This is a genomic window from Mesorhizobium sp. M0040, assembly GCF_040323505.1.
Classification (GTDB): Bacteria; Pseudomonadota; Alphaproteobacteria; order Rhizobiales; family Rhizobiaceae; genus Mesorhizobium.
This window is the reverse complement of sequence record NZ_JAMYVA010000021.1, coordinates 25,684-46,683: the sequence shown is the minus strand read 5'-3', so window position 1 is coordinate 46,683 and position 21,000 is coordinate 25,684. Positions and strand designations below refer to the sequence as shown.

Here is a 21,000-nt window from a genome sequence, read left to right as displayed (position 1 = left end):
TATCTCTCTCCTGTTGGTCCCGGCCTCGCGCCGGTAGCGTTCGAATTTTTTGACAGGTGCCTTTGACGCGGGCGGGCGATCAGGCCGTTCTCAATATCCCGGGAATGCGGGCTCGAGCGGTCCGGCGGATGCAGCGATTTTCTGTTTGATGGCGACACTGGTGGAGGTGATGGCCTCGGAGATTTCGCCGCCATTGCTGTCGGCGCCGTAGACCATGCGCATGGCCTCGCGGTTGAGGGCTTCAGGCGGGCCGTCGAAGACGACCTTGCCGGCGGCCATGCCGATGATGCGGTTGCAGTAGGTGCGGGCCGTATCCAGCGTATGCAGATTTGTGATGACGGTGATGCCCTCGCGCAAATTGATGTCCTGCAGCGAATCCATCACCACCTTGGCGTTGAGCGGATCGAGCGAGGCAATCGGCTCATCCGCCAGCAACACCTTCGGCTGCTGCATCATGGCGCGCGCAATCGCAACGCGCTGCTGCTGGCCGCCGGAAAGCGTGCCGGCCGGCTGCAGGGCGGTGCGGGCGATGTCGAGGCGCTCGAGGGCTGCAACCGCCTCGGCGCATTCACCGCGGGAGAACATGCCAAACAGGTTGGACACGGTCGAACGGTGATTGAGCCGGCCGAGCAGCACATTGGTCAGCACATCGAGGCGCGGCACCAGGTTGAACTGCTGGAAGATCATGGCGCAGTCGCGCTGCCAGCGTCGGAGCGGCGAGCCGCGCAGCCGGGAAACTTCGGCGCCGTCAAAAAAAATCGATCCTTGGCTCGGATCGATGAGGCGGTTGATCATGCGCAGAAGCGTCGATTTGCCGGCGCCGGAGCGACCGATGATGCCGACCATCTGACCGTGCGGAATCGAGATGTCGACATTGCTGACAGCGGTGTTCTTGCCGAACCGGCGGGTGACGCCGCGAATTTCGAGCGTTGCTGACATGGTGCAGGCTCCAGTCCAATCGCAATTGAAGGTCTGTTTACCCTGGCTAGCGCAGCCGCATGAACCTGCAGTGTCGGAACGATGTCAGTTTTGTTACTGCCCACAGCCTGGAGCGGGGCGGGATCAACTCGGCGCGAGAAGCTCGAATGGTGAATGGTGAATGGTGAATAGTGAATAGTGAATGGTGGCAAGAGAGGCTTCCCTAAGCCTCGAAACCTATCCGTCCCGCCATTCACTATTCACCATTCACCGTTCACGATCCCTTAGCCGCCATATTTCTCCAGAAACGCCTCCGCCGACAATTCCCGAAAATCGTCGAGCGCGGCGCGCAGCCTTGCATGGTCCCAGTCCCACCAGGCGAGCGCCTGGTAGCGCTCCGCGGTGCGGCGGTCGAAGCGTTCGCGGATCGGCTTGGCCGGTACGCCGGCGACGATGGTGTAGGGCGCGACGGCCTTCGACACCACCGCACCGGCACCGACCGCCGCGCCATCGCCGACGGTGACGCCCGGCAGGATGGTCGAGCCGTGGCCGAGCCAGGTGTCGTGGCCGATGGTGACGCGTTTGGCGCGGCGCTTGGCGAAGAATTCGCTCTCGTGCTCGGCGTCGTCCCAATAATCCGAGGCGCGATAGGTGAAGTGGTGCAGCGTCGGCCGCCAGGTCGGGTGGTTGGTGGCGTTGATGCGCACGCTGGCGGCGATGTTGGCGAATTTGCCGATCGTCGCGCACCAGACGCCACAGTCCTGCATCATGTAGGAATAGTCGCCGAGCGTGCTTTCAGAAACCCGGCAGCGCTCGGCGATCTCGGTCCAGCGGCCAAGCGTCGAGTTCTCGACTTCCGCCGTCTCGTGGATCAGCGGCGCCTCCGACAGTTTCCTGGTCATGCGGCGATTTTCCCGGCGGCGAAGGCGGTCACGTCGATGACGCGGTCGGCGACCGCCTCACGCACGTCGTGATCGTGGAAGATGCCGAGCAAAGCGACGCCCGCTGCCTTCTTGGCGGCGATCAGGGAAATCACCACATCGCGGTTCCTGGCGTCGAGCGAAGCGGTCGGCTCGTCGAGCAGCAGGATCGGGTGCTCGGTGATGAAGCCGCGCGCGATGTTGACGCGCTGCTGTTCACCGCCGGAGAACGTCGCCGGCGGCAGCGCCCAGAGCTTCTCCGGCAGGTTGAGCTGCGCCAGCAAGGCGCGTGCCTTGCCGTACGCGACCTCGCGCTCCTCGCCGCGCTCGACCAGCGGCTCGGCAACCACGTCAAGTGTGGAGACACGCGGCACGGTGCGCAGGAACTGGCTGACATAGCCGATCGTTTGCCGGCGCACGGCAAGCACCGTGCGTGGGCTGGCTGTCGCGAGATCGATCAGACCGCCATCATGCTGGACGATGATCTGCCCCTCGTCGGCGGTATAGTTGCCGTAGAGCATCTTCAGGATCGAGCTCTTGCCGGCGCCGGAAGGGCCGCCGAGCACGGCGCATTCGCCGCTCCTGATCGAGAACGACACGCCGGCGACGACAGGCAGTTTGATGCCGTCACGCAGATGCATGGTGAAGCTCTTCGCGACATCGGAGACAACGAGCGGGGTTGCCATCAGAGGGTTCTCCCGTTCGGCGCTTCGCCGGCCCGCAATGTCTTCGCCTGAGCACCCCCCTCTGGCCTGCCGGCCATCTCCCCCTCAAGGGGGGAGATCGGCTGTCGCATTCGGTTTCGCCATTCTCCTGTGTCGCAGAACGGGCGGGACATAAAAGCTGCTGATCTCCCCCCTTGAGGGGGTGATGGCCGGAAGGCCAGAGGGGGGTACGCCGGAGCAATCATCGTCACACCTGCAGAATCGAGGAGACAAGCAATTGGGTATAAGGCGCGCGCGGATCGTCGAGGACGCGGTCGGTGAGGCCGCTTTCGACGACGCGGCCGTCCTTCATCACCATCATGCGCTGCGACAACAGCCGCGCCACGGCGAGATCGTGGGTGACGACGATGGCGGCCAGGCCGAGATCGGTGACCAGGCCGCGCAACAGATCGAGCAGGCGCGCCTGCACCGAGACGTCGAGGCCGCCGGTTGGCTCGTCCATGAACACCAGCCGCGGCCCGGTGACGAGGTTGCGGGCGATCTGCAGGCGCTGGCGCATGCCTCCGGAAAAGGCGCGCGGCTCGTTGTCGATGCGGTCTTCGTCGATCTCGACACGAGACAACCAGTCGACCGCCGTTGCGCGGATCCTGCCATAGTGACGGTCGCCGACCGCCATCAGCCGCTCGCCGACATTGGCGCCGGCCGACACCGTCATGCGCAGCCCGTCGGCCGGGTTCTGATGGACAAAACCCCAATCGGTGCGCATCAGGAAGCGGCGCTCGGCCTCGCTCATGCGGTAGAGTTCGCGAAACTGGCCGTCGCGCATCCGGTAGCTGGCGGTGCCGGAGCTGGGCAGCAGTCGAGTTGACAGGCAGTTGAGCAAAGTCGTCTTGCCGGAACCGGATTCGCCGACCACCGCCAGCACTTCGCCCGGCCAGAGGTCAAAAGTGACGTTCTCGCAGCCGACGCGCGAGCCGTAGAATTTGGACAGCGCCGAAACGCGCAGCAGCGGTTCGTCTGTCATTGCGCCGGCTCCGTTTTTCCTGGGGCAAGATGGGTCTCGGGCGCGAGATGGCCGCAGTGGCCTTCCGCGCGCCGCTTCTCGCAATGATCGGTATCGGAGCAGACGAACATGTGGCCGCCATGGTCGTCGAGGATGACCTCGTCGAGATAGACGTTCTCGGCCGCGCACAGCGCGCAGGGCTGGTCGAAGGTCTGCACCTCGAACGGATGGTCCTCGAAATCGAGGCTGACCACATCGGTGAAGGGCGGCAGCGCGTAGATGCGCTTTTCGCGGCCGGCGCCGAACAATTGCAAAGCCGGCGAACGGTGCATCTTGGGATTGTCGAATTTCGGCGTCGGCGAGGGATCCATCACATAGCGGCCCTCAACCTTGACCGGGTAGGCGTAGGTGGTGGCGATGCGGCCGTGCCTGGCGATGTCCTCGTAGAGTTTTACATGCATGAGCCCGTATTCCTCCAGCGCATGCATCTTGCGCGTCTCCGTTTCCCGCGGCTCGAGGAAGCGCAGCGGCTCGGGGATGGGTACCTGGTAGACCAGCACCTGACCGGCACTCAGCGGATATTCAGGGATGCGGTGGCGCGTCTGGATGATGGTCGCCTTCGCCGTCTCGGTGGTGACCGCGACATTGGCGACCTTCTTGAAGAAGGCGCGGATCGAGACGGCATTGGTGGTGTCGTCGGCGCCTTGGTCAATGACCTTGAGCACATCGTCCGGGCCAATGATCGAAGCGGTGACCTGGACGCCGCCGGTGCCCCAACCATAGGGCATCGGCATTTCGCGCGAGGCGAACGGCACCTGATAGCCAGGAATGGCGATGCCCTTGAGGATCGCCCGACGGATCATCCGCTTGGTCTGTTCGTCAAGATAGGCGAAGTTGTAGGTGGCGATGTCGGTCATGGCGATCGCTTCCGCTCTGTGCTACCGAGTTGAGTTCCAGGACACGGAAAAGGGGCTGGGCTCCGATGACCCCGACCGGATGGATGCGCCTCGGAATCCTGTTGCTGGTGTTCGTCGGGGTGGTTGCCTTTGTGCTTCGAAGAATGGTTCTTCCTGAGCCGAGGGAAGGCGCGCAAGGCGAGACCATTGGCGGCAGTAGCGGTTACGGCGGATCCGGAGGCCATTCCCCAGACGGGGGAGGTCACGGTGGTGGAGCTAACTGAAGTCATTCCGCTGCCTGCCTCTTCTCTTCGCCCTTGCCGGCATTTTCGCGGGCGTCGTGCTCGGTGCGCATGCGGCGCACGAGGTCGAGCTCGGCCTGGAAGTCGACATAATGCGGCAGCTTCAGATGCTCGACGAAGCCGGTCGCCTGGACATTGTCGGAATGCGAGATGACGAACTCCTCGTCCTGCGCGGCGGCGATGACATCCTCACCCAACTCCGAGGCGCGCAGCGCGCGGTCGCACAGCGCCATGGCCATCGCCTTGCGTTCGCTCTGGCCGAAGACGAGGCCGTAGCCGCGGGTGAATTGCGGCGGCGCCTTGGCCGAGCCCTTGAACTGGTTGACCATCTGGCATTCGGTGACGCGGATGCTGCCGAGCGACACGGCAAAGGGCAGTTCCGGCACGTCCAGTTCCAGTTCGACCTCGCCGATGCGAACTTCGCCGACGAAGGGATGGTTGCGCGCATAGCCGCGTTGGGTGGAATAGCCGAGCGCCAGCAGAAATCCCTCGTCGCCGCGCGACAGCGCCTGCAGGCGGATGTCGCGCGCCATCGGGAATTCGAGCGGCTCACGGGTGATGTCGCCGGGGACATGATCGCCGGGCATGTCGCCGTCGGGCTCGATCAGGCCTTCGCGGGCGAGGATGGCCGAGACGCGCGGCATCGCCTCCGCTTCGCCTGCACGCTGTTCCGGCTCGGCGACATCGCCGCCGGCGGCAAGTTCGGGATCGAGCAGCCGGTGGGTGTAGTCGAAAGTCGGGCCGAGCAACTGGCCGCCGGGCAGGTCCTTGTAGGTGGCCGACACCCGCCGCTCGACCAGCATCGTGCCGGTGTCGATCGCCCTGGTGTAGCCGAAACGCGGCAGCGTGGTGCGATAGGCGCGAACCAGGAAGATCGCCTCGATCATGTCGCCGCGCGCCTGGACGATGGCGAGTGCCGCCAATTCCCTGTCGTAGAGCGAACCTTCGCTCATCACCCGGTCGACGCCGAGCGCCAGCTGCTCGACGATCTGGTCGAGGCGAAGTGCGGGCACCGAACGATCGCCGCGCCGGCGGTCGGCGAGCAGTTTGTGGGCGTTGCGAATGGCCGCTTCGCCACCCTTTACCGCAACATACATGCTACGCCTCCATCATCTTGATGCGCGTCGTGCGCGGCAGGCAGGCAACGCTGTCAGGGGTGGCGAGGACGATGTCGACACCGCGGGGAAAGCGCTGGTTGTTCTGCTTCCATTGCTCGACGAAATGGCGCGGCATTTGCGCCGGCGCGATCGTCGCCGTCTTCTCGATGCCCGGGCCTTCGAGCACCAGCGCAGCGCCGGAGATGAGATCGCCGACCTCGAGGATCAGCGTCGTGGAGCGATCGGGATAATCCTGGGTGCCTTGCGAAAACCCGTCGAGCGCCATCATCTCGGCCGGCGTGGCGATCAGCGCGAAATGCGCGTCGGCCGGGGTGTTGGCCAGCGGCGCGCCGGTATGGAAGCCAAGCCAGGATTTCACCGCCGACACCTGCAAAGCCGGGTCGAGCCAGAGCGGCGTGTCGTTGTCGCACAGCGCCAGCGCAACGGCGCCGGCGGTGGCCGACAGCGGCACCGGGGGGTGGGCGAGGGCCGGCAGCGGCTGCACGCTGCCTGGCCGCGCCATCGCGTCCATCACGGCACGGAATACGGTCTGGGCATTGAATACCGGATCGGCGAAGCCGCCTTCAATGGATTGAGTGGCGATATCCATCAGTCTTCTCCGCGCACCATGGTGAAGAAATCGACCTTGGTCGCCGCCGTCTCGGCGCGGCGCTGTTCACGCGCCTTGGCCAGTGCCGCCTGCAATGGCGCAACGATCCTGATCTCGACCTCATTGCGGTGGGCCGGGTCCTGCCACAGCGCATCGGCGATTGCCGCCAGCCTTGCCTTCTGCTTGTCGCGGCCGAGCGCGTAGCAGTGGCCGACATGGCCGGACGCAAGCCGCACCGTGGCACGGGTGACCGTCGCCTCGCCGACATTGAAAGGGGCACCACCGCCGCCGATGCGGCCGCGTACCGTAACCAGGCCGGTTTCGGGGCCACGCAGAAGTTCCGCTTCGCAAGGCAGACCGGCTTCGTCCCAGAGGCGGACGATGTCGTCGCCGGCCGATTGCGCCAGCGTCGCCATCACGGCCTTGCGCTCGGCCTGCTCTCGCGCTTCCCGTCCTCGCATGGCCGGTGCTCCTCGTCTGCGTTCATTTGTCTATTGATATAGACAACTATACAAATTATATCCATTATCTAGCGCGTGTCCATGACGGGCACGTGACACGGGCCAAAAGATCGGCGCGAGGAATTGGGGCGGGAGATGATCGGACAAGCCAACAGCATCGAGCGGCGCAGCGGTGTCGCGCTGTGGCGGCAGATCGCCGACCAGATCCTGCATTCGATCGCCGCCGGCGATTTTCCCGAGAATGCCGCGCTGCCGCCGGAGATCGCGTTGGCCGGACGCTATGGCGTCAACCGCCACACGGTGCGTAGCGCTATCGCAGCGCTGGTGCAGGAGGGTGTGCTCAGGGCGGAGCAGGGGCGCGGCACCTTCGTGCTGTCGCGCAAGCGGCTGTCTTATCCGATCGGCGCCCGCACCCGCTTTTCCGAGGGATTGCAAGGACAGGCGTCCGAGCGGCATATCACCTTGCTCGCGTCATCGATCGAGCCGGCCAACCGTCGTGTCGCAGAGGGCTTAGGCCTTGCGACGGGGGCCGATGTGATACGCCTGGAAACGCGCGGCGAAGCCGATGGAATGCCGGTGTCCCGCGCGGCCGGCTGGTTCGATGCCAGGCGCTTTGCCGGCATCGATGCCGCCATGGCGGAAACCGGTTCGATCACCGCATCGCTGGCACGTTTCGGCATCGACGACTATCTCAGGCAATCGACCGTGCTGTCGGCGCGCCATGCCGATGCCGCCGACCTTGCGGACCTCGAGCTGCAGCCCGGCGCCATCGTGCTGGTGACGGTCGCCGTCAACGTCACGCCCGACGGTCAGCCGATACAGTTTTCGGAGTCGCGCTTCCCGGCCGAGCGGATCGAGCTCAAATTGTCGGCGCTCTGAGATGCGGCAGCCCTGGCATCATCCGACTTGAATGACGGCCTTGATCAGGCCGGACTTCTCATGCGCCCAGCGGGCGAGGTCGTGCGGCGTCTCGCCAAGCGTGGTGCGGTGGGTGACCAGCTTTGCCAGCGGCAGCGCGCCGTTGCGGATCGAGGCGGCGACATGGTCGAAATCGGCTCGCAGGGCGTTGCGGCTGCCGATCAGCATCATCTCGCGCTTGTGGAATTCGGGATCGGAAAAGGCGATGTCGTCCTTGACGACGCTGACCAGGACCAGCGCCCCGCCATGCGCGACATGGGCGAAGGCCGACTGCACCGACCGGGTGTTGCCGGTGGCATCGAAAACCACGTCGAAGCCGTCGCCGCCGGTTGCTTCCCGCACCAGGTCGGCAGCGGTGCCTCGCGAGCCGTCGAGCGTCGCGAAGCCGAGTTCGCTTTCGGCAAAGCCAAGCCGTTCAGCGCTCATGTCGAGCAGCGTCACATCGAGCCCGGCGATGCGGGCGAACAGCGCCGTGCCGAGCCCGATCGGGCCGGCGCCGATGACCAGCGTGCGCGCTCCTGGATCAGCCAGCGAGCGCCGCACGGCATGGGCGCCGATCGCAAGGAATTCGACGGCGGCGGCATCGGCCAGCGACAAGCCGTTTGCCGGATAAAGATTTTGCGCCGGCACCAGGATCTGCTCGCACATGGCGCCGTCGCGGTGGACGCCGAGCACCTCGATCCTGACGCAGCAATTCGGCTTGCCTTGCCGGCAGGCGATGCATTTGCCGCAGGCGAGATAGGGATTGACGATCACCGCTTCGCCGACGGCGAGATCGACGTCCTCGCCAACCTCGATCACGGTGCCGGAAACCTCGTGGCCCATGATGCGGGGATAGGCGAGGAACGGGTGCTTGCCTTCGAAGATGTGATAGTCGGTGCCGCAGATGCCGACATGGCTGACGGCGACCAGCGCCCAGCCGGCGGGGGGCGCGCCAGGCGCCGGACGATCTTCGAGGACAAGTTCGCCGGGCGAGCGGCAGACGACGGCTTTCATGCTTCAATCCAGTCGGTTCATGGCACCGCCGTCGCGAGGCCGGCGGTTGTTGGGAGGCAGTCTATTTGCCGCGGCGGCGCAGCCCGTCGAAATAGACGATGACGATGATCAGCACGCCGGTGATGATGCGCTGCCAGAACGCGTTGACGTTGAGCAGATTGGCGCCGTTGTTGATGGTGGCAAGGATGAAGGCGCCGAGCAGCGGCCCGTGCACTGAGCCGACAGCGCCGAACAGCGAGGTGCCGCCGATCACCGAGGAGGCGATCGCCTGCAATTCCCAGCCCTCGGCCTGCGTCGGATTGCCGATGCCGATGCGCGAGGCAAGCAGCACGCCGACGAAGGCCGCACACAGGCCCGACAGCGTGTAGGCCATGTAGATGGTGCGCTGGACGTTGACGCCTGACAGGCGCGACGCCTCGGCGTTGGAGCCGACCGAGAACAGATAGCGGCCCCAGCGGCTGTGGTGCAGGAAGATGTAGGCTGGGATGCCGACCAGGATCACCATCCAGAACAGATTGGGGACGCCGGCGAAGGAACTGCGCGAGAACGTCTGGAAGGCGTCGTTGTTGATCGAGATCGAGTTGCCATTGGTCATCAACAGACCGATGCCGCGCAGCGAGGTCAGCGTTGCCAGAGTGATGATGAAGGGCGGCAGGCCCATCTTGACGATGCCGAACCCATGGAACATGCCGATGGCGACGCCGACCAGCAAGGTGATCAGGATGGCGAGGAAAACCGGTGTGCCGGCGTTGATCAGCATCGCGACGATGACGGTGGCGAAGCCGACCACGGCGCCGACGGAAAGGTCGATGCCGCCGGTGATGATGACGAAGGTCTGGCCGACCGCCAGGATGGCGATCATCGACCCTTGCCGCAACAGGTTGGAGATGTTGTTGGCGGAGGCGAAGCTCGGCGTCGCCACCGACAGGATGATCCATAAAAGAACCAGCAGCGCCAGCAGTGTCAGCCCGAACAGGGCGTTGTAGTTGCGTTTCGGCCTTTCGGCAGCGATCGCCTCGGTGCTCATATCCGTCCTCCCGGTTTTTCTTGTTTCTCGGCCAGCGCCTGGGTGAGGATCTCCTCGTGGTCAGCGGTACGAAAGCCGTGCGTGGCCACCAGCTTGCCGCGCCGGAACACGTGCAGCGTGTCGGCGAGTTCATAGACCTCGGGCAGGTAGGACGAGATCAGGATGATGCCGGCTCCCTTGGACAACAGCGCGCCGAACAGGCGGTAGATCTCGGCCTTGGTGCCGACGTCGACGCCGACAGTCGGCTCGTCGAAGATGAATAGCTTGGCGCCATGGGCGAGCCATTTGCCGATGACGATCTTCTGCTGGTTACCGCCGGACAGGCTGGAGGCCAGCGCGCCGCGCGTCGGCGTCTTGATGCGCAGGTCGGCGATCTGGCGATCGGCTTGCGCCTTTTCCTGCGCGCGGGAGATCAGCAGATTGCTCGAGATGCGCTTGTAGATCGGCAGATTGAGGTTGAGTCCGACCGGCAGGTTGAGGCAGAGGCCCTGGTCGCGGCGGCTTTCCGGGGCCAGCGCCATGCCGAGCCTGATCGCGTCGTGTTCGGAATTGACCTTGACCTCCTTGCCCTCCCACAGGATCTGGCCGGCCGATTTGCGGTGCCGGCCATAGAGCGTGGTGACGAACTCGCTGCGCCCGGCGCCGATCAGGCCGTAGAGGCCGACGATCTCGCCGGCGCGGACGGACATCGAGACATTTTCGAAACCCTTGCCGGACAGGTTCCTGGTTTCGACGATGGTCGCGCCGGGGGTGAAATGCTCCTTGTGGTAGACCTGCTCGATCGAGCGGTTGATCATCATCTTGACCAGCTCGGCGTCATTGGTCTCGGCAATGTTCCTGGTGCCGACCAGCGTGCCGTCGCGCAGCACCGAGACGCGGTCGGCGAGCTCGAACACTTCTTCCATGCGATGGCTGATGTAGATGATGGTGACGCCTTCGCCCTTCAGCCGGCGGATCAGCGTGAACAGCTGGTCGGCCTCCTTGCGGGTAAGATAGGCGGTCGGCTCGTCGAAGATCAGGAATTTGGTGCCGCGCACCGTGGCGCGGGCGGCGGCGATCAACTGCTGCTGGCCGATGGTCAGGTCACCCAGCATGACATGCGCCGGCAGGTCGAAGCCGAGATCGTCGATGATCTTCTGCGCCTGCCTGACCATCGCCCGCTGCTGCAGGATGCCGAAGCGGGAATCCTCCTCGCCGAGGAACATGTTGGCGGCGACGGTGAGATGGCGGCATAGGACGACTTCCTGATGCACGGCATTGATGCCGAGCGCCATCGCCTCATGCGGCGTTGCCAATGCGGCAGGCTTGCCCTCCCAGATGACGTCGCCGGAGGTGCGCGGCATGACGCCGGTAAGAAGCTTGATCAGGGTGGATTTGCCGGCGCCGTTCTCGCCAACGATGGCGTGGATCTCGCCGGCCTTGAAGGCGAGATCGACCGGCTTCAGCGCATGGGTGCCGGGATAGCGCTTTTCCAGCCCGCGGAGTTCGAGGATGGTCCTGCCCGGTTCCAGCGTTGGGGCCGGATGGAGTTCCTGCGCCGTCGACATCATGACAATCCTCCCAGATTGGCCCCCAAAGATTGGCCTCGCGATTGGCACGAGTGGGATGTTTCCGGGGCGAAAAGGCCCCGGAAACAGTTCACTTGCGGCTATGCTCAGTCGAGCTTCGGGTTGAGCAGCGCGTCGATCTTCGGATCCTTCATGTTGGCCTTGGTAACCAAATTGGCGCCGGTATCGACATTGGCCTCGACCTTCTCGCCCTTCGAGGCGGCGAGCGCCGTCTTGATGCCGTCATAGCCCATCCGGTACGGGTCCTGGACGACGAGCGCCGAGATGACGCCGTCGTTGAGGAACTTGATCAGCTTCTCGTCGCTGTCGAAACCGACCAGCCCGACCTTGCCGGCAAGACTGTTCTCGGCGATCGCCTGACCGACGCCCTGCGCCATGATCAGGTTGGAGGCGAAGATGCCCTTGAGGTTGGGGTTGGCGGTGATCAGGTCGGTGGCGATGTTGAGGCCGGTGGTGGCCTGGCCGTCGGCGTATTTGTCGGCGACCAGCTTGAGGCCCGGATATTTGGCAGCGAGCTGTTCCTTAAAACCCTGGGCGCGCTGTTCGAGCGAGCCGGCGCCCGGAAGAGCGGTGATCAGGGCGACGTCGCCCTCGACCTTGCCGCCATTGGCTTCGCCGATGGCTGCGGCAAGGCCGTCAGCGGCAACGCGGCCGCCCTGGATGTTGTCGGTGGTCAGGAACGAGGTGAAGGCCTTGGAGTCGGCGCCGGAGTCGATACCGATGATCTTGACCTTGGTGGCGGCCTCGTCGATCGGCTTGCCGAGCGCCTTGGCTTCGGTCGGCGCAATGACGACGGCCGCCGGGTTGCCGGCGACGGCATTTTCGAGGATCGAGATCTGGCCGTTGACGTCGGTCTCGGCCTGGGCGCCGAGCTCCGGCACGTTGACGCCGAGATCCTTGCCGGCCTTGCGGGCGCCGGCCAGAACGATCTGCCAGTAGAAGGACGTGGTGTCCTTGACGATGATCGGAATGGTCGCGTCGGCCGCGGATGCCGGCGCCGAATGCATCACGCCGGCAAGCATCGAGGCGGCTGCAAGTGCCACGAAGGCGCGGCGGTTGAGAATGCTGGTCACGAATTTCATTAGGAGTCCTCCCTAAGTCGCCCGGTGAATGTTACGGAAGCTCCATTCGGATGGCGCGGCCCAAACGGAACTTTATCAATAAAAAACATTTACCGCATTTTGATAGTGCATCACCTCGGTCGGCGCAAGCGATGTTTGATGGCCGCTCGAATGGCTGGGCGGGAAAGCTTGCTCCCTCCGGAACTCCGCTGCCAATCTCCTCCTATATGTCGCATGGAATATTAATTCCATCGTCCAGTCAATATGGAATGTTCATTCTTTTTCGGGAGCGTTGGAACTGTGACGCCTGGCGATCACGTCCGGTGTTCGCGACTATTGCGCATGTCCGGCTTAGAGCGTCGCTCCGAGATGCCAAGGCACGAACTCGTTGTCGCCGTAGCCGAACTCTTCGCTCTTGGTCTTGCGGCCCGAAGCCGTCTCGACGATCAGTTCGAAGATCTCGCGGCCCATGCCGGCGATGGTCTTTTCGCCCGAGGCGATGACGCCGCAATTCACGTCCATGTCCTCTTCCATCGTGTGATACATGGTCGAGTTGGTGGCGACCTTAATCGACGGCGTCGGCCGGCAGCCGAAGCAGGAGCCGCGGCCTGTGGTGAAGACGATGACGTTGGCGCCGCCCGCCACCTGGCCGGTGGCCGAGACCGGGTCGTAGCCGGGCGTGTCCATGAACACCAGCCCGTGCCCGATGACCTTTTCGGCATAGCCGAAGACGCCGTTGAGCGGCGTCTGGCCGCCCTTGGCGACCGCGCCGAGCGACTTTTCCAGGATGGTGGTCAGGCCGCCACGCTTATTGCCCGGCGATGGGTTGTTGTCGATGGAAGCGCCATGCTTGGCGACATGGTCTTCCCACCATTTCACGTAGCCGTCGAGCTTGGCGGCGATCTCGGGGGTGGCGGCGCGATAGGCAAGCAGGTGCTCGGCGCCGTAGATCTCCGTCGTCTCGGAGAGGATGCCGACACCGCCGACGCCGGCCAAAATGTCGACCGCGGCACCCAGCGCCGGATTGGCGGTGATGCCGGACATGCCGTCGGAGCCGCCGCATTGCAGGCCGACGACGATCTCGCTGACCGGGATCGGCTCACGCTGAAGCTTGCCGACCTCCTCGGCGATCTCGGCCAGCACGACCAGCGCCTTCTCGACCGATTTGCGCGAGCCGCCGGCTTCCTGGATGTTGAAATGGCGTTTTCCCGCGGCAACGCCCTTCTGGCCGTAGAGGGTGAGCTGGTTGACCTCGCAGCCGAGCCCGACCATCAGCACACCACCAAAATTCGGATGACGGGCGTAGCCGGCCAGCGTGCGGTGTAGCACCATCATGCCGTCGCCGGTGGCGCTCATGCCGCAGCCCTGGCCGTGGACGATCGGGACGAAGCCGTCGATGCCGGGATATTGCGGCAGAAGCGTGCGGTTCGCCGCGTCAGCGATGGCGTGGCAGACGGTGGCCGAGCAATTGACGCTGGCGAGAATGCCGATGAAGTTGCGCGTGCCGGCGCGGCCGTCGGCGCGGCGGTAGCCCATGAAGGTGCGGGCGCGGTCGGCCTCGGTCGCATGCACTGCCTCGCTCGGCGGCACCACCGGCAAACGCCCGCTTTCGAAGACCAGATTGTGCGAATGGACATGCTCGCCGGGCGCGATGTCTTGCGTGGCGCGGCCGATCGCCTGGGCGTATTTGACCACGGCCTCGCCGGCCGCAATCGGCTTGATCGCCACTTTGTGGCCCGGCTCGATCACTGCGGCGGCGACGGCGCCGCCCGGCAGCACGGTGCCGATCTCGATGCGGCCATTGGCGACCGCGACATTGTCGGCGGGAGACAGAAGAATGCTGTTTGCGGCGTTCACGGGAGCTTCCTGGGTGTGTTCCTGGGTGCGCGAGCGGATTGACACGCGGCTCTTAACATATAATGTCTTTTATCGTGAAAAAACATTTTTGCGTCAATTGTTTTTTCGCCAGAGCGCGACGCGTCTTTTGGATGCGAGAAGTAGGCTCTACAACCAAAACTAGCGTTGCGCATGATGTTTTCCGAAAAGGTACCGGTTTCATGCGCGAGAAACGCTTCACACTGGCCGCAAACGCCGATGCGCCACGGGGCAGGGGATGTCGAAGAGCAACAACGTTTACAAGGACGCCTATAATCGCGGTCTGAGGCTGCTCGACGAAACCAGGAGCCTGCCTTCGGAGCCGGAGCTGGGTACGCTGCTCGGCGTCAGCCGCACGACGGTCCGCACTATCCTTGCGCGCATGGAAGAAACCGGGCTGATCGATTGGAACAAGCGCAGCAAGACGGTCCTGCGCGAACCGCGACCGGACGATTTCTTCCCCGAGGAAGAAACCGACACGCTGGCCGAAATCATCGAGCGCTCCTTCATGCGGCGGCTGCTTGCCAGCGGTGCCGAAGCCGGCATGCAGATCAACGAGCTCGAACTGGCACGCGAGATCGGCGTCGGCACCACCAGCGTGCGCGAATTCCTGATCCGCTTCTCGCGCTTTGGGCTGATCGAGAAGCGCCGCAACAGCCACTGGGTGCTGAAAGGCTTTACCCGCGCCTTCGCGCTGGAGCTGACCGAAATCCGCGAGATGTTCGAACTGCGCTCGGCCGCAGCCTTTGCCGCTCTGCCCGAGGACAGCCCGGTGTGGGCCGACCTCGACCGCCTGGAAGACGAGCATCACCGGCTGGAGCGCGAGATCGCCGTGCGCTTCAACGAATTCTCCGAGCTTGACGAGCGCTTTCACCGGCTGATCCATCGGGCGTCGCACAACCGCTTCATCGTCGATTTCTACGACGTCATCGCCATGATCTTCCACTACCACTACCAGTGGAACAAGGCGCAGGAGCGCGAACGCAACGAAGTCGCGGTCCAGGAGCATCTCGCCTATATCGCCGCGCTCAAATCGCGCGATCTCGCCAAGGTCGACGCCGCCTGCCGCAAGCACCTGAAATCGGCCCGCCAAACGCTGCTGACGTCCATTCCCGAGGGCAGGCAGCCGCAACGCGCGTGATTGTGTTGCGTTGCCGCAGCAACGTTTTGGCGATTTTCCGGCCGCCGGCTCCGTGCTAGAGAGCTGACGTTGCTGCGCGAAGAGGCTGGTTCTTGACCATACGCCGGAGACGATGGAGCATGCCGGTCGCGTTCGCCGCGGCCTGGCTTTTCATGCTCCAGTCGATGTTCGGCGCGTTTGCGTCCGGCGTCGCGCCGAAAGCCTCGCAATTCGATGCTTTCGGCAACACGATCTGCACCCATGACGGTGCGGCGCAACTCCCCGCCGGCGATCCGCATCAGCAGCACATGCCGGCTTGCTGCATGCTTGGCTGCAACCTCGTTTCGGCGGTCTACGCGCCACCCGATGCCGCCGGGAGCCTGGCTCGCAGCCTTTCCGTCGAAACCATCGCCTTTATCCTGCCGGCCTTCCGGCATCGCGATTTCGCCCGCACCCGCACTCCGTCCAATCCGCGCGCACCACCGGCGACGGCCTGATCCGTTCTGGTTCGCGCCGCGCAACGCTTTGCCGGCGCGTTTATCGACATCGTTCGCGACCGGCCATCGGCGCGATCCCCTACAGTCCACGGAGCAATCATGTCTCACTCTTTTCGCGCTGCCGCATCCAGCCGCAGGCGCTTCGCACTGGGTAGTTTCGAGCAGCGTCTCGGCGTCGCCCTTTGCGTTCTTGCCCTCCTGTTCGCCAGCGCCCAGACGGTGTTGGCACACGAGTTCAAGCTTGGCGATCTCGAGATCGGGCACCCCTGGTCGCGCGCCACGCCAGCCGGCGCCAAGGTGGCCGGCGGCTACTTCACCATCACCAACACAGGCAGTGCGGCGGATCGCCTGCTGTCGATCACCTCCGACATTTCGGCCAAGGCCGAACTGCACGAGATGGGCGTCAGCAATGGCGTCATGACCATGCGGCCGGTCACCGGCGGCCTCGAAATCCCGGCCGGCGGCAAGGTCGCGCTGGCGCCTAACGGCTATCATTTGATGTTCATGGATTTGAAGCGGCAGCCCAAGGAGGGCGAAACGTTCTCCGCCACGCTGACCTTCGAGAAAGCCGGGCCCGTGCAGATTGAATTCGCCGTGCAAGGCATCGGCAGCGCGGCGCCCCAGGACGACGACTGACTTGGCCGCTTCGAGAGGTAGCATCATGAAGAAATCTCTTTTGCCCGGCTGCGTGCTTCTTGTCCTCGGGACCAGCGCGGCCTTTGCCCACATCACGCTCGAAACGCCGGAGGCGGCGGTGGGCTCGACCTACAAGGCGGTTCTTCGGGTGCCGCATGGCTGCGAGGGCAAGGCGACGACCGCGCTGCGCGTGCAGATCCCGGAAGGGGTGCTCTCGGTCAAACCGATGCCGAAGCCGGGTTGGACACTGCAGGTCAAGAACGGCAAATACGAAAAGTCCTACCAGCTCTACGGCCAGGCAGTGACCAGCGGCGTCAAGGAGATCGACTGGAGCGCCGGCAGCCTGCCGGACGAGTTCTACGACGAATTCGTCTTTCGCGCGACGCTGGCGTCCGACCTGCCGGCAGGTCAGACGCTGCATTTCCCGGTGGTGCAGGAATGTGACGGGGTTGCCGATCGCTGGATCGAAATTCCGGCGGCCGGGCAGGCTGAGGACGCGCTGGAATTTCCGGCGCCCGGCCTCAAGCTGCTGCCGAAGAAGTGATCCTTACGCGGCGCGCTCTATCCGAAAGAGCGCGCCGCTGTCTTTGTGGCGGTGACATGAGCGCGGCATCCATCGTCCGAACGGCCTGCACAACCGGCCGGCTTGCCATCGGCCTGCTGGCCGCGATTGTGCTGCTTGCCACCATTGCCGCGCCAAACGCAGCCTTCGCCCATGCGGCGCTGATCAAGGCCGAGCCGGCTGACGGTGCGGTGCTGGCGCAGAGCCCGTCGCAGATGTCGCTGACCTTCAGCGAACCGGTTTCGCCGCTGGTGCTGACGCTGGTGCGGCCCGACGGCACGGCGGTCCCGCTGACCTCCTTCCGGCTCAGCGGCCAGACCGTCGAGGTCGACAATCCGCAGGCGCTGAAATCCGGCACGCATGTGCTGAGCTGGCGGGTAATCTCCGCCGACGGGCATCCGGTCGGCGGCTCGGTGCTGTTCTCGGTCGGTGCACCGAGTGCTGCGCCGGCCGCCTCCGAAGCTGTCGACCGGGAGCTTCGAACGGCGATCTGGATCGGCAAGGTTTTTCTATACATCGGCCTGTTTTTCGGTGTCGGCGGTGCCTTTGCGCAGGCCTGGTTGGCGCAAGGCGGGCGATCCGGCCGGAACATGATCGTCGCTGCGATCCTGTGCGGGTTGGCGGCGGCACCGCTGTCGCTCGGTTTCCAGGGGCTGGATGCACTCGGTGCGCCGCTCGCCCGGCTGGCGCAGCCGGTCATCTGGCAGACCGCGCTCGGTACCAGCTTTGGCTGGACGGTGCTGATCGCGCTGATGGCGCTCGGCCTTGGCCTGTTGTCGCTGGTCGTGCCGCCCGCCGACGCAAGGCCGCTGGCCTTGGCCGGATTGGTTGGCGTCGGCGCTGCACTTGCCGCCAGCGGGCATGCCAATGCCGCCGAGCCGCAATGGCTGACAAGGCCGATGGTGTTTCTGCACGGCGTCGGCATTGCTGTCTGGGCCGGAGCGCTGACGCCGCTCGGTCTAGCCTTGAAACGGCAGCCGGCCGAAGCCGGGCCGTTGCTGCGCCGGTTTTCGCAAGCGATCCTGCCCGTCGTGGTCGCGCTTGCGGCAGCCGGCATCGTGCTCGCCGTCATCCAGGTGAAAACGCCGTCGGCGCTGGTCCACACTGCCTATGGCCGGCTGCTGCTGATCAAGCTGGTGCTGCTTGTCTTTCTGTTCACGCTCGCTGCCGTCAACCGCTTCAAGCTTACGGTCCCCGCCGAGGCAGGAAAGACGGAAGTCCAGAGGCGACTGGCCCGCTCGATCGGCATCGAGGTGCTGATCGTGGTCGCGATCTTCGGCGTTGCCGCCGGCTGGCGCTTCACGCCGCCGCCGCGCGCGCTGGCGATCGCCGCGGTACAGCCGGCGTCGGTGCATATCCACACGCTGCAAGCGATGGCCGACCTCAGCATTGTGCCCGGCCATGCCGGGCCTGTTGCCGCTTCGATCTTCATCATGACCGGCGATTTCGGCCCGCTCGACGTCAAGCAGCTAACGCTGGTGCTGTCAAAGCCCGATTCCGGCATCGAACCCATCAAGCGCCCGGCGACGAGGCTTGGCGACGGCACCTGGCGCGTCGACGATCTCGTCATTCCGGTCGCCGGCCGGTGGACGGCGCGGCTCGATATCCTGGTCTCGGATTTCGAGATGGTGAAGATAGAGGCGCCGATCGACATCAGGCCGTGACGAGAGCGCTGGTCCACGCAAGACAATTCGGCGAGGCGGTTGACGCGGCCGCGAACCCCCGTCAATCATCGCCATCAAGAATGGGCGTCCAACCCAATCGCGGGCTCAAACCAACAAGATCCGAAAGCAGGGAAGAAACGATGGAAAAAGCCGAAATAGGCCTGATCGGCCTTGGCACGATGGGCTCCAACCTGGCGCTCAATATCGCCGAGAAGGGGCACCGCATTGCCGTCTTCAATCGCACCGCGGCGCGCACCGATGCCTTTGTCGAAAATGCCGGCGCGCTTCGGGATAGGGTGGTGCCCTGCTACAGCCTCGAAGAACTGGCCGCCGCGATCCGGCCGCCGCGGCCGATCATCATCATGGTGCTGGCCGGCAAGCCAGTCGACGAGCAGATCGCGGCATTGCGCGGCGTGCTGTCGGTCAACGACATCGTCATCGACGCCGGCAATGCCAATTTCCGCGATACGATGCGGCGCTTCTCCGAGCTTACCGATTCGGGCCTGACCTTCATCGGCATGGGCGTGTCCGGCGGCGAGGAGGGCGCACGCCACGGTCCCTCGATCATGGTCGGCGGCACCGAAGAGTCCTGGAAGCGCGTCGAAAAGGTGCTGACCGCGATCTCGGCCAAGTTCAAGGGCGAGCCTTGCGCGGCGTGGCTTGGCACCGACGGCGCCGGCCATTTCGTCAAGACCATCCACAACGGCATCGAATATGCCGACATGCAGATGATCGCCGAGATCTACGGCATATTGCGCGACGGGCTCGGCATGGGGCCGAAAGAGATCGCCGAGGTGTTTTCCCAGTGGAACACGGGCAGGCTCAATTCGTACCTGATCGAGATCACCGCCAAGGTGCTGGCCGCCGACGATCCCAAGACCGGCAAACCGGTGGTCGACATCATCCTCGACCGCGCCGGCCAGAAAGGCACCGGCAAATGGTCGGTGATCGAGGCGCAGCAGCTCGGCATCCCGGCCACCGCGATCGAGGCGGCTGTGGCGGCACGCGTGCTGTCGTCGATCAAGGACGAGCGGCTTGCCGCCGAAAAGGTCTATGGCGGCGGCGTGAGCAAGATTTCCGGAGACAGGGACGCCCTGCTCGCCGATCTCGAGCTGGCTCTGTTTGCCGGCAAGATCGCCGCCTACGCGCAAGGATTCGCGGTGATGAGCGGCGCGTCGAAGGAATTCAACTGGAACCTGCCGATGCCGGTCATCGCCAAGATCTGGCGGGCCGGCTGCATCATCCGCTCGCAATTGCTGGATACGATGGCGGAGGCCTTCGGCGGCGGCGGCGCAGCCACCAACCTGTTGATGGCGCCGGCTTTCGTCTCATTGATGCAGGAGGCACATCCGTCGCTTCGCCGTGTCGTCGCAAGGGCGGCCGAAGCCGGCTCGCCGGTGCCGGCCCTGTCATCTGCACTTGCCTATTTCGACAGTTACCGGCAGGGCCGCGGCACTTCGAACCTGATCCAGGCGCAGCGCGATTTCTTCGGCGCGCACGGCTTCGAGCGCATCGATGGGCAGGGCGCTTTCCATGGGCCCTGGGGGAGCGGTGCGGGCGGCTAGCGCCGCGACTTGGACCTAGAGTCCAATTTTGCGGTTGTCAGAAGGCAGATATCTCCAGCCACCAACTGGGTGTCGGTTCGCGCCAGAACCTGCTATGCCGGTAGAGACGATTGACGGTCTCATCGGTATCGGCGGAGCCGCGAATCTGTGGTAAGCCGCCGCTCAACCAACCAAAGGACGACACCTGTGAGCGAACCGACCGTGGCCCAGGCGACCGAAAGTATCTATGCCTCGCTGCGGGCGGATAATGCCGACATCGACGTACATATCGCGACGCTTAAAGCGGCGCTGACACGAGAAGGGATAAAACAGGCGGTGTTCGATCCGACCAAGTTGGCGCAGAACAACCGCTCGGGGCGCAAGTTGATGCAGGCCTATTTTCGGCAGCGCGGCGTGAGCGTGAGGTTTTCGGACTAGTAGAGCCGCGCGCGGGTGATCTCAAGCGCGCCGTTGGGAGTTCTCGGGCCGGTCCGGCGGTTCGCCATCTGGACGTCGGGACTGCGCCTCAAATCAGACATTGAGCTACTGCTAGCTTACTCTCAAAAGCTGACATTTGTCGCGAGGAGAGGGTCCAATTATGAAGCAGGTGTTGCACGAGGCGCGTGCCTTTGTTTCCTCTGCCCCGGCTCACCCTTCGCC

General features: G+C 64.5%; 21 protein-coding genes. 8 read left to right on the top strand and 13 right to left on the bottom strand.

Going from position 1 to position 21,000, the window contains the following annotated elements; all coding sequences use genetic code 11:
• Positions 1 to 90: 90 nt before the first annotated feature.
• The 8 genes from phnC to phnG form a co-directional block, all read right to left on the bottom strand.
• The gene (gene phnC, locus NKJ91_RS19030; protein ID WP_352456813.1) at positions 91 to 939 is read right to left on the bottom strand and encodes a phosphonate ABC transporter ATP-binding protein; all 849 of its coding nucleotides are present in this window, start codon (positions 937 to 939) and stop codon (positions 91 to 93) included.
• Between the two features lie 263 nt (positions 940 to 1,202).
• Positions 1,203 to 1,820: a DapH/DapD/GlmU-related protein gene (locus NKJ91_RS19025; RefSeq protein WP_352456812.1), complete on the bottom strand. Its 618-nt coding sequence runs from the start codon at positions 1,818 to 1,820 to the stop codon at positions 1,203 to 1,205.
• Entirely contained in the window at positions 1,817 to 2,524 is a 708-nt protein-coding gene (gene phnL, locus NKJ91_RS19020) for a phosphonate C-P lyase system protein PhnL (RefSeq protein WP_352456811.1), read from the bottom strand. The genes NKJ91_RS19025 and phnL overlap by 4 nt, the downstream gene beginning before the upstream one ends.
• 226 nt (positions 2,525 to 2,750) lie before the next feature.
• Positions 2,751 to 3,527, bottom strand: coding sequence for a phosphonate C-P lyase system protein PhnK (gene phnK, locus NKJ91_RS19015; protein WP_352456810.1), 777 nt, complete (start codon positions 3,525 to 3,527; stop codon positions 2,751 to 2,753).
• Complete coding sequence (locus NKJ91_RS19010; RefSeq protein WP_352456809.1) at positions 3,524 to 4,423, bottom strand: alpha-D-ribose 1-methylphosphonate 5-phosphate C-P-lyase PhnJ; 900 nt, start codon at positions 4,421 to 4,423, stop codon at positions 3,524 to 3,526. The genes phnK and NKJ91_RS19010 overlap by 4 nt, the downstream gene beginning before the upstream one ends.
• A gap of 265 nt (positions 4,424 to 4,688) precedes the next feature.
• The gene (locus NKJ91_RS19005) at positions 4,689 to 5,801 is read right to left on the bottom strand and encodes a carbon-phosphorus lyase complex subunit (protein WP_352456808.1); all 1,113 of its coding nucleotides are present in this window, start codon (positions 5,799 to 5,801) and stop codon (positions 4,689 to 4,691) included.
• 1 nt (position 5,802) lies between these two features.
• Positions 5,803 to 6,411: a phosphonate C-P lyase system protein PhnH gene (phnH, locus tag NKJ91_RS19000; RefSeq protein ID WP_352456807.1), complete on the bottom strand. Its 609-nt coding sequence runs from the start codon at positions 6,409 to 6,411 to the stop codon at positions 5,803 to 5,805.
• Entirely contained in the window at positions 6,411 to 6,872 is a 462-nt protein-coding gene (gene phnG, locus NKJ91_RS18995; RefSeq protein WP_023675204.1) for a phosphonate C-P lyase system protein PhnG, read from the bottom strand. Before phnG ends, phnH begins: the two co-directional genes overlap by 1 nt.
• 135 nt (positions 6,873 to 7,007) lie before the next feature.
• On the opposite strand from phnG, the gene phnF reads away from it, so the two are divergent.
• A complete protein-coding gene (phnF, locus tag NKJ91_RS18990; protein ID WP_352448378.1) occupies positions 7,008 to 7,751 on the top strand; it encodes a phosphonate metabolism transcriptional regulator PhnF in 744 nt (247 codons plus the stop codon).
• A gap of 18 nt (positions 7,752 to 7,769) precedes the next feature.
• On the opposite strand, the gene NKJ91_RS18985 is transcribed toward phnF, so the two are convergent.
• The 5 genes from NKJ91_RS18985 to NKJ91_RS18965 all read right to left on the bottom strand — a co-directional run bounded on the left by NKJ91_RS18985 (position 7,770) and on the right by NKJ91_RS18965 (position 14,299).
• Positions 7,770 to 8,786 (bottom strand): zinc-binding alcohol dehydrogenase family protein, encoded by a 1,017-nt coding sequence (locus tag NKJ91_RS18985; protein ID WP_352456806.1) that lies wholly within the window; start codon positions 8,784 to 8,786, stop codon positions 7,770 to 7,772.
• A 61-nt stretch (positions 8,787 to 8,847) separates the two neighbouring features.
• Positions 8,848 to 9,813: an ABC transporter permease gene (locus NKJ91_RS18980; RefSeq protein WP_352448376.1), complete on the bottom strand. Its 966-nt coding sequence runs from the start codon at positions 9,811 to 9,813 to the stop codon at positions 8,848 to 8,850.
• The gene (locus tag NKJ91_RS18975) at positions 9,810 to 11,363 is read right to left on the bottom strand and encodes a sugar ABC transporter ATP-binding protein (protein ID WP_352456805.1); all 1,554 of its coding nucleotides are present in this window, start codon (positions 11,361 to 11,363) and stop codon (positions 9,810 to 9,812) included. Before NKJ91_RS18975 ends, NKJ91_RS18980 begins: the two co-directional genes overlap by 4 nt.
• 104 nt (positions 11,364 to 11,467) lie before the next feature.
• Positions 11,468 to 12,463, bottom strand: coding sequence for an ABC transporter substrate-binding protein (locus tag NKJ91_RS18970; protein ID WP_023675208.1), 996 nt, complete (start codon positions 12,461 to 12,463; stop codon positions 11,468 to 11,470).
• A gap of 330 nt (positions 12,464 to 12,793) precedes the next feature.
• The gene (locus tag NKJ91_RS18965) at positions 12,794 to 14,299 is read right to left on the bottom strand and encodes a UxaA family hydrolase (RefSeq protein ID WP_352456804.1); all 1,506 of its coding nucleotides are present in this window, start codon (positions 14,297 to 14,299) and stop codon (positions 12,794 to 12,796) included.
• Between the two features lie 256 nt (positions 14,300 to 14,555).
• Between NKJ91_RS18965 and NKJ91_RS18960 the strand changes: the two genes are divergently transcribed.
• The 7 genes from NKJ91_RS18960 to NKJ91_RS18930 all read left to right on the top strand — a co-directional run bounded on the left by NKJ91_RS18960 (position 14,556) and on the right by NKJ91_RS18930 (position 20,778).
• A complete protein-coding gene (locus NKJ91_RS18960; protein ID WP_352456803.1) occupies positions 14,556 to 15,458 on the top strand; it encodes a GntR family transcriptional regulator in 903 nt (300 codons plus the stop codon).
• A 119-nt stretch (positions 15,459 to 15,577) separates the two neighbouring features.
• The gene (locus NKJ91_RS18955; RefSeq protein WP_352456802.1) at positions 15,578 to 15,934 is read left to right on the top strand and encodes a DUF2946 family protein; all 357 of its coding nucleotides are present in this window, start codon (positions 15,578 to 15,580) and stop codon (positions 15,932 to 15,934) included.
• Positions 15,935 to 16,033: 99 nt separating this feature from the next.
• Positions 16,034 to 16,570 (top strand): copper chaperone PCu(A)C, encoded by a 537-nt coding sequence (locus NKJ91_RS18950; RefSeq protein ID WP_352456801.1) that lies wholly within the window; start codon positions 16,034 to 16,036, stop codon positions 16,568 to 16,570.
• 25 nt (positions 16,571 to 16,595) lie between these two features.
• The gene (locus NKJ91_RS18945) at positions 16,596 to 17,114 is read left to right on the top strand and encodes a YcnI family copper-binding membrane protein (protein ID WP_352456800.1); all 519 of its coding nucleotides are present in this window, start codon (positions 16,596 to 16,598) and stop codon (positions 17,112 to 17,114) included.
• Between the two features lie 56 nt (positions 17,115 to 17,170).
• On the top strand, positions 17,171 to 18,796 hold the full coding sequence (locus tag NKJ91_RS18940) for a copper resistance CopC/CopD family protein (RefSeq protein WP_352456799.1): 1,626 nt from the start codon (positions 17,171 to 17,173) through the stop codon (positions 18,794 to 18,796).
• A 140-nt stretch (positions 18,797 to 18,936) separates the two neighbouring features.
• Positions 18,937 to 20,361: an NADP-dependent phosphogluconate dehydrogenase gene (gnd, locus tag NKJ91_RS18935; protein WP_352456798.1), complete on the top strand. Its 1,425-nt coding sequence runs from the start codon at positions 18,937 to 18,939 to the stop codon at positions 20,359 to 20,361.
• 186 nt (positions 20,362 to 20,547) lie between these two features.
• Positions 20,548 to 20,778 (top strand): hypothetical protein, encoded by a 231-nt coding sequence (locus tag NKJ91_RS18930; protein ID WP_352456797.1) that lies wholly within the window; start codon positions 20,548 to 20,550, stop codon positions 20,776 to 20,778.
• Positions 20,779 to 21,000 lie beyond the last annotated feature (222 nt).

Bases quoted from the DNA above. Each gene is read 5' to 3' on its own strand.
- phnC (WP_352456813.1), bottom strand. From the start codon at position 939: ATGTCAGCAACGCTCGAAATTCGCGGCGTCACCCGCCGGTTCGGCAAG.
- NKJ91_RS19025 (WP_352456812.1), bottom strand. From the start codon at position 1,820: ATGACCAGGAAACTGTCGGAGGCGCCGCTGATCCACGAGACGGCGGAA.
- phnL (WP_352456811.1), bottom strand. From the start codon at position 2,524: ATGGCAACCCCGCTCGTTGTCTCCGATGTCGCGAAGAGCTTCACCATG.
- phnK (WP_352456810.1), bottom strand. From the start codon at position 3,527: ATGACAGACGAACCGCTGCTGCGCGTTTCGGCGCTGTCCAAATTCTAC.
- NKJ91_RS19010 (WP_352456809.1), bottom strand. From the start codon at position 4,423: ATGACCGACATCGCCACCTACAACTTCGCCTATCTTGACGAACAGACC.
- NKJ91_RS19005 (WP_352456808.1), bottom strand. From the start codon at position 5,801: ATGTATGTTGCGGTAAAGGGTGGCGAAGCGGCCATTCGCAACGCCCAC.
- phnH (WP_352456807.1), bottom strand. From the start codon at position 6,411: ATGGATATCGCCACTCAATCCATTGAAGGCGGCTTCGCCGATCCGGTA.
- phnG (WP_023675204.1), bottom strand. From the start codon at position 6,872: ATGCGAGGACGGGAAGCGCGAGAGCAGGCCGAGCGCAAGGCCGTGATG.
- phnF (WP_352448378.1), top strand. From the start codon at position 7,008: ATGATCGGACAAGCCAACAGCATCGAGCGGCGCAGCGGTGTCGCGCTG.
- NKJ91_RS18985 (WP_352456806.1), bottom strand. From the start codon at position 8,786: ATGAAAGCCGTCGTCTGCCGCTCGCCCGGCGAACTTGTCCTCGAAGAT.
- NKJ91_RS18980 (WP_352448376.1), bottom strand. From the start codon at position 9,813: ATGAGCACCGAGGCGATCGCTGCCGAAAGGCCGAAACGCAACTACAAC.
- NKJ91_RS18975 (WP_352456805.1), bottom strand. From the start codon at position 11,363: ATGATGTCGACGGCGCAGGAACTCCATCCGGCCCCAACGCTGGAACCG.
- NKJ91_RS18970 (WP_023675208.1), bottom strand. From the start codon at position 12,463: ATGAAATTCGTGACCAGCATTCTCAACCGCCGCGCCTTCGTGGCACTT.
- NKJ91_RS18960 (WP_352456803.1), top strand. From the start codon at position 14,556: ATGTCGAAGAGCAACAACGTTTACAAGGACGCCTATAATCGCGGTCTG.
- NKJ91_RS18955 (WP_352456802.1), top strand. From the start codon at position 15,578: ATGCCGGTCGCGTTCGCCGCGGCCTGGCTTTTCATGCTCCAGTCGATG.
- NKJ91_RS18950 (WP_352456801.1), top strand. From the start codon at position 16,034: ATGTCTCACTCTTTTCGCGCTGCCGCATCCAGCCGCAGGCGCTTCGCA.
- NKJ91_RS18945 (WP_352456800.1), top strand. From the start codon at position 16,596: ATGAAGAAATCTCTTTTGCCCGGCTGCGTGCTTCTTGTCCTCGGGACC.
- NKJ91_RS18940 (WP_352456799.1), top strand. From the start codon at position 17,171: ATGAGCGCGGCATCCATCGTCCGAACGGCCTGCACAACCGGCCGGCTT.
- gnd (WP_352456798.1), top strand. From the start codon at position 18,937: ATGGAAAAAGCCGAAATAGGCCTGATCGGCCTTGGCACGATGGGCTCC.